The 5,260-nt window shown below is 59.4% G+C and carries 4 protein-coding genes and 1 pseudogene; 4 read left to right on the top strand and 1 reads right to left on the bottom strand.

Annotated elements, in window-relative coordinates; genetic code table 11:
* Nucleotide 1: 1 nt before the first annotated feature.
* Nucleotides 2-1,441 carry an exodeoxyribonuclease I gene (gene sbcB, locus AAAB16_RS11390; protein ID WP_340663413.1) on the bottom strand — a complete coding sequence of 480 codons (1,440 nt, stop codon included), beginning with the start codon at nt 1,439-1,441 and terminating at the stop codon, nt 2-4.
* Between the two features lie 193 nt (nt 1,442-1,634).
* Between sbcB and AAAB16_RS11385 the strand changes: the two genes are divergently transcribed.
* The 4 genes and pseudogenes from AAAB16_RS11385 to AAAB16_RS11370 form a co-directional block, all read left to right on the top strand.
* A complete protein-coding gene (locus AAAB16_RS11385; protein WP_340663412.1) occupies nt 1,635-2,450 on the top strand; it encodes a hypothetical protein in 816 nt (271 codons plus the stop codon).
* Between the two features lie 105 nt (nt 2,451-2,555).
* Nucleotides 2,556-3,287, top strand: coding sequence for an RDD family protein (locus tag AAAB16_RS11380; RefSeq protein WP_340663411.1), 732 nt, complete (start codon nt 2,556-2,558; stop codon nt 3,285-3,287).
* A 10-nt stretch (nt 3,288-3,297) separates the two neighbouring features.
* Complete coding sequence (locus AAAB16_RS11375) at nt 3,298-4,275, top strand: stage II sporulation protein M (RefSeq protein WP_340663410.1); 978 nt, start codon at nt 3,298-3,300, stop codon at nt 4,273-4,275.
* Nucleotides 4,262-5,260: pseudogene (locus AAAB16_RS11370) on the top strand (DUF4129 domain-containing protein); the annotation flags it as partial. The gene AAAB16_RS11375 and the pseudogene AAAB16_RS11370, both read left to right, overlap by 14 nt.

Raw genomic sequence — 5,260 nt, 5'->3', positions numbered from 1 at the left:
TTTATGTCAGCCCAAAGCGCTGGCGCAGCGCATCGGCATACTCGCGCCACTGCTGCAGCAATGCTTGCTGCGCCTCGCTGGCGGTGCTCCACGCCTGCTCTAGAGCGCGGTCAAAGTCGGCCAGGGTATTGGGCGCGCCCCATTGCCGTTCACTTAAGCGTTGTTGGCAAAAGTGCCGCCATTGCTCTTGTTCGGCCGTGGTAAGGGTCTGGGAAAAGTTTCGCGCGCGGTAGCGAAATAACAGTTCAGGTAAGCGCCCATCATCGAATGGCCATTGTTCCATGGCTAAACGTTGCGGATCAGCAGCACGCACTTGCTCGCACAAACGTCTATCCCGGTCACCTATAAAACCGTCATATAACTGCTGCTCAGGATCTTCGCTGGGGGTAAATTCTTCAGCCGCATAAAGCGTCTGCAATTTTTCCTGCCAAGTTGCCTGGCTGTCGCGCAGCAACGTCGCGCGGGTTTCAATTGCGTGCATATCCAGTTGCAAACGCTGTTTATCTTCTTCACGCAGTACGCCCATGGGCGCCACTACGGGGCAGCGATTGATGTGCAAAAGTTTCAAGGGCACCGGCAACTGCCCTTCGGCCAATTGTTCACGGCGGGTGTAAAGCAGGCGGCGCAAGTTTTCTGCATCAAGCTGCAACAGCGGCGCGGGATCATTCTGCAAGTCACAGACAATCAATGCATTGCGATTACGCGGGTGCCAAGCCAAGGGCAACACCACCGCCAGATAATTACGTGCAGCAGAAAAACGTCCGGATATATGTACCAAGGGTTGTAACAGACGAACTTGGTCGAGCACCTTCTGTTTAGTGCGCAACTGGTAGAGGTAGTCGTACAGTTTGGGTTGTTTGTCGCGCACTAACTTGGCCAGGCCGATGGTGGCCCGCACATCGGACAACGCATCGTGCGCCTGACCATGGTCGATGCCATTGGCGGCCGTCAGCCGCTCCAACTTAAGGCTGACCCTGCCCTCCTCCATTGGCCACTCAATGCCTTCGGGGCGCAGTGCATACGCGGTGCGCACCACATCAATCAAATCCCAGCGGCTATTGCCGCCTTGCCACTCGCGGGCATAGGGGTCGAAAAAATTGCGGTACAGGCTGTAGCGGGTCACTTCATCATCAAAGCGCAGGCTGTTGTAACCGGCGCTGCAGGTGGCGGGCACGGCCATTTCAGCGTGCACGCGGGTCATAAAGTCGGCTTCATCCAGCCCCTCGCGCGCTAAACGCTCCGGGGTTATGCCGGTAATCATGCAGGCCATAGGGTGCGGCAAGATATCGTCGCTGGGCCGGCAGTAGATGTTCAGCGGCTCACCGATTTCGTTAAGCGCTTCGTCAGTGCGAATGCCGGCCACTTGCAGCGGCCGGTCACTGCGCGGGTCGATGCCGGTGGTTTCGAAGTCGTACCAAAAGATGCTTGCGCTCACGGCGATTCCTTATCGTGCGGAAATGACAGCGGCGGCAGTCTAGCACTGGAAAAAACCGCGACCGCCCGCCCGGCGACGGCAAATGCGCCCGGCACACAACCTTGATGCGCCGCACAGCCCACGCAATCCGGGCTTGCCGCCGCAGTGGCCGACCGCTAGCATGCGGCCATTCGGAGAACCTACCCACAAGGATGTAAGCATGACCGACACCCTCGCACCCAATCCCTTCGCCGCACCGGCCAGCAACCTGCAGGCCATCCCCGACGCCGCTGGCGTACCCACCATTGATGAAGCCTTGAGCCGTGGTTACGACTTCGGTATCAACGATCTGCTGGGTGAGTCCTGGCGCCGTACCAAGGGCACCAAAGGCATTATTATCGGTGGCTTCGTGGTGTTCTACGCAGCCCTCTTCGCGGTCACCAACATTCTTACCCTGCTACTGACCCTCTTTGGCGTGGCAGGTGTTGCTGGCCTGGGCCTGCTCAGCGGTGGTGATGGCGGCGCCATGGCAATGGGCGCAATCGTGGCGTTTTTCATCGGCTCCATGCTGATGATGTTCCTCGCCACGGCCCTGGTTTATCCGTTCCTGGCCGGTATCAATATGATCGGTATCCGCGCCGCCGCGGGTCAGCCGGTAAGCTTTGGGGAAATGTTCAGCCACTTCGGCCGCTTTGTTCCTATCGTGATTACCACCCTGCTGATGAGCGTATTGATCACCATCGGCTACTTGCTGTTTGTGATTCCGGGCATCTACCTGAGCGTGGCCTACATTCTGGCCATTCCGCTGGTGGTTGAACGTGGCCTGTCGCCATGGCAAGCCCTGGAAACCTCGCGCAAAGCCATTAGCCAACACTGGTTCAAGGTGCTGGGTCTGCTGCTGATTCTCGGCGTGCTGATGTCGCTGAGCGTGTTCACCCTGTTTATTGGCCTGCTGTGGCTGATCCCGCTGATGGTGCTGACCCTCGGCGTGCTGTACCGCACTATTTTTGGTGTGCTGCCTGTTGCCAGCAAGTAAGCCTCGACCACTTAAGTCGAGCTCGGCACCGGACCATTTGCGTGGTCCGGTTGCTCTCCGGCCTGCTGCTCGCTAGCATCGGGCTTTCCTCGACACAGTGCGCTGATGCCTCTCTCCCCTTCCCCCGCGATTCAGACCACCGCCGCGCCTGGCGCCGTGCTGGATACCCGCTTCCATGTGGAAACCCCGGAAGGCATCGACCTGGTCATGCGCCCTGCCGGTTTGTTGGTGCGCGCCTTGGCGTTTGCCATCGACCTGGTCATTCGCGGTCTGATTCTCGGCGCCGCCATGTTCCTGCTTAGTTTGCTTGGCCAGCTCGGCATGGGCTTGGGCGCCATTCTGTATTTCCTGGTGAACTGGTGGTACATGGTGCTTTTCGAGGTGCTCAACCAAGGGCGCTCGCCAGGTAAGCAGTACATGGGCCTGCGTGTGGTGCACGACGACGGCACACCCATCGGCTGGGCCGCCTCACTGACCCGCAACCTGCTGCGCTTTGTCGATGTACTGCCCTTTGCCTACGCCTTCGGCATTATCAGTTGCCTGTACAGCAACACCTTTAAACGCCTGGGCGATCTGGCCGCCGGCACCTTGGTGGTGTACCGCGATATGCCGCTGCAACGCCCGCCCCTGGTCAGCGCCGAACCTCTGCGCTCGCCTTTTACCCTGAGCCTGAATGAGCAACGTGCGGTAATGGGTTTCAGCGAGCGCCAAGGCGAACTGTCGCCAGCTCGCCGTGAGGAATTGGCGGCGATTCTTGCCGAGCCTTTGCAGGTGCCCGCGGCTCAAGCCGAGCAGCAACTCAACCGCATCGCCAGCGGTTTGCTGGGGCCGACATGAAAGCGCCGACATGAAACAGACCCTGTTCGAAAGCCGCTATCAAGCCGAATGGCAGCGCTTTACCAGCGTGCTGGAAGCACTTGAGCGCGGCAAAGCCAGCAGCGAAGCCAGCCAGGCATTTGCCGCCGATTACCGGCGCCTCTGCCACCAACTGGCGCTGGCCCAAGAGCGCGGTTACAGCAGCCACCTGATCGACCAACTGCAACTGTTGGCCATGCGCGGTCATCAGCAGTTTTACCGGCACCGCAGTCACCTCGGCGCGCAGATTATTCAATTCGTACTCGGCGGCTTTGCCCGGTTGGTGCGCGAAGAATGGCGCAGCGTATTGATCGCCACCCTGGTGTTTTTTGGCAGCCTGATATTGATGGGTTCGCTGGTCTATTTTTTCCCCGACCTGATTTACAGCCTGATGGCCCCCGACCAGGTGGCCGACATGGAACATATGTATGACCCCGAAGCCAGCCGTATCGGCCGCGATAAGCGCGACGCCGGCGATGACTGGATGATGTTCGGCTACTACATCATGAACAACATCGGCATCTCTTTTCAGACCTTTGCCAGCGGCTTGCTGTTTGGCCTGGGCAGCCTGTTTTTCCTGCTCTTCAACGGCCTGACCATTGGCGCCGTCGCCGGCCACCTCACCCAAGTTGGCTACACCGAAACCTTCTGGTCGTTTGTCATCGGCCATGGCGCTTTTGAGCTGACCGGCATCGTGTTTTCCGGCGCGGCCGGCCTGAAGATGGGTTGGGCGCTGCTGGCACCAGGGCGCTACACCCGCCTCGAAGCCCTGCGCCTGGCCAGCGGTCGTGCAGTGCAACTGGTCGCCGGGGTGATTTTGTTCTTGCTGATCGCCGCCTTTGTCGAAGCCTATTGGTCATCGATGACCTACACCACGCCTATGGTGAAATACATCGTTGGCGCCGGATTGTGGACCCTGGTGCTGAGCTACTTCATCTTTGCCGGTCGGAGCCAGCATGCGCCTGACTGACGCCAGCGTCGCCATTCGCCCACGCAGTAACTGGGAAGCCATCGATCTCGGCGTGCTGCTGGCCCGTCAGCACGTGCGCGTGCTGTTTTGCAGTTGGCTGCTGGTCACCGTGCCGATCTTTGCCCTGATCACTGCCGTACTGTGGAATTACCCGAGTGTGGCGATGTGTGTGTTGTGGCTGCTCAAGCCGGCGTTTGACCGCTTACCGCTGCATATTCTTTCCCAGGCCCTGTTTGGCAATACGCCCACGGTGAAACAGGCGGTCAAAGCCTGGCCGCGTCTGCTTAAACCGCAACTGTTCAAAAGCCTGATCTGGCGCCGCTTGAGCCTGACCCGCAGCTTCGACTTGCCGGTGGTGCAACTCGAAGGCCTGGCCGGCGATGCACGCAGTAAACGCCTAGTGGTGCTTGGGCAGAAAAGCACCGGCGCAGCCACCTGGCTGACGGTTATTGGTGTGCATGTGGAAAGCGCCTTGCTGATCGGCATGAGCGCGCTGTTTTACTTGCTGCTGCCACAACAAATGAAAACCGACTGGGACTGGCAAAGCCTGATCAACCCCGCTGCCGGCGAATGGCTGTGGCTCGAACACCTGTACAACTCCATGTACTTGCTGGTGCTGGCGGTATGGGAACCCGTCTATGTGGCCTGCGGTTTCACCCTCTACCTGAACCGCCGCACCACACTTGAAGGTTGGGATATCGAGCTGACCTTCCGCCGCCTGCGCCAACGCCTGACCGGTATCGCCTATGTGCTGGTGCTTGGCTTTGCCGCCCTGCTGTTGCATACCCCCAATAGCGCCTGGGCTGCCGATATACCGGCGGCCACCGGCAGTTGCCCGATTCCCTTCGACGACCCCATCGGCCCGGACAAAGAGCGCCTACAAAACCAGGCGCTAACGGGCAAAGCGGCGCAGTCCTCAATCAACAAAATCCTCGACGAGCCACCGTTTCAAAACCGCGAAACCGTGACCCGCTATCACTTTGGC

Origin of the sequence: Pseudomonas sp. (genome assembly GCF_037994325.1) — a bacterium.
In the GTDB taxonomy this organism is placed as follows: domain Bacteria; phylum Pseudomonadota; class Gammaproteobacteria; order Pseudomonadales; family Pseudomonadaceae; genus Aquipseudomonas.
This window is presented reverse-complemented; position numbering and strand designations above follow the sequence as displayed.

Excerpts from the sequence above, each read along its gene's own strand:
- AAAB16_RS11385 (WP_340663412.1), top strand. The coding sequence starts at position 1,635 with ATGACCGACACCCTCGCACCCAATCCCTTCGCCGCACCGGCCAGCAAC.
- AAAB16_RS11375 (WP_340663410.1), top strand. The coding sequence starts at position 3,298 with ATGAAACAGACCCTGTTCGAAAGCCGCTATCAAGCCGAATGGCAGCGC.
- AAAB16_RS11380 (WP_340663411.1), top strand. The coding sequence starts at position 2,556 with ATGCCTCTCTCCCCTTCCCCCGCGATTCAGACCACCGCCGCGCCTGGC.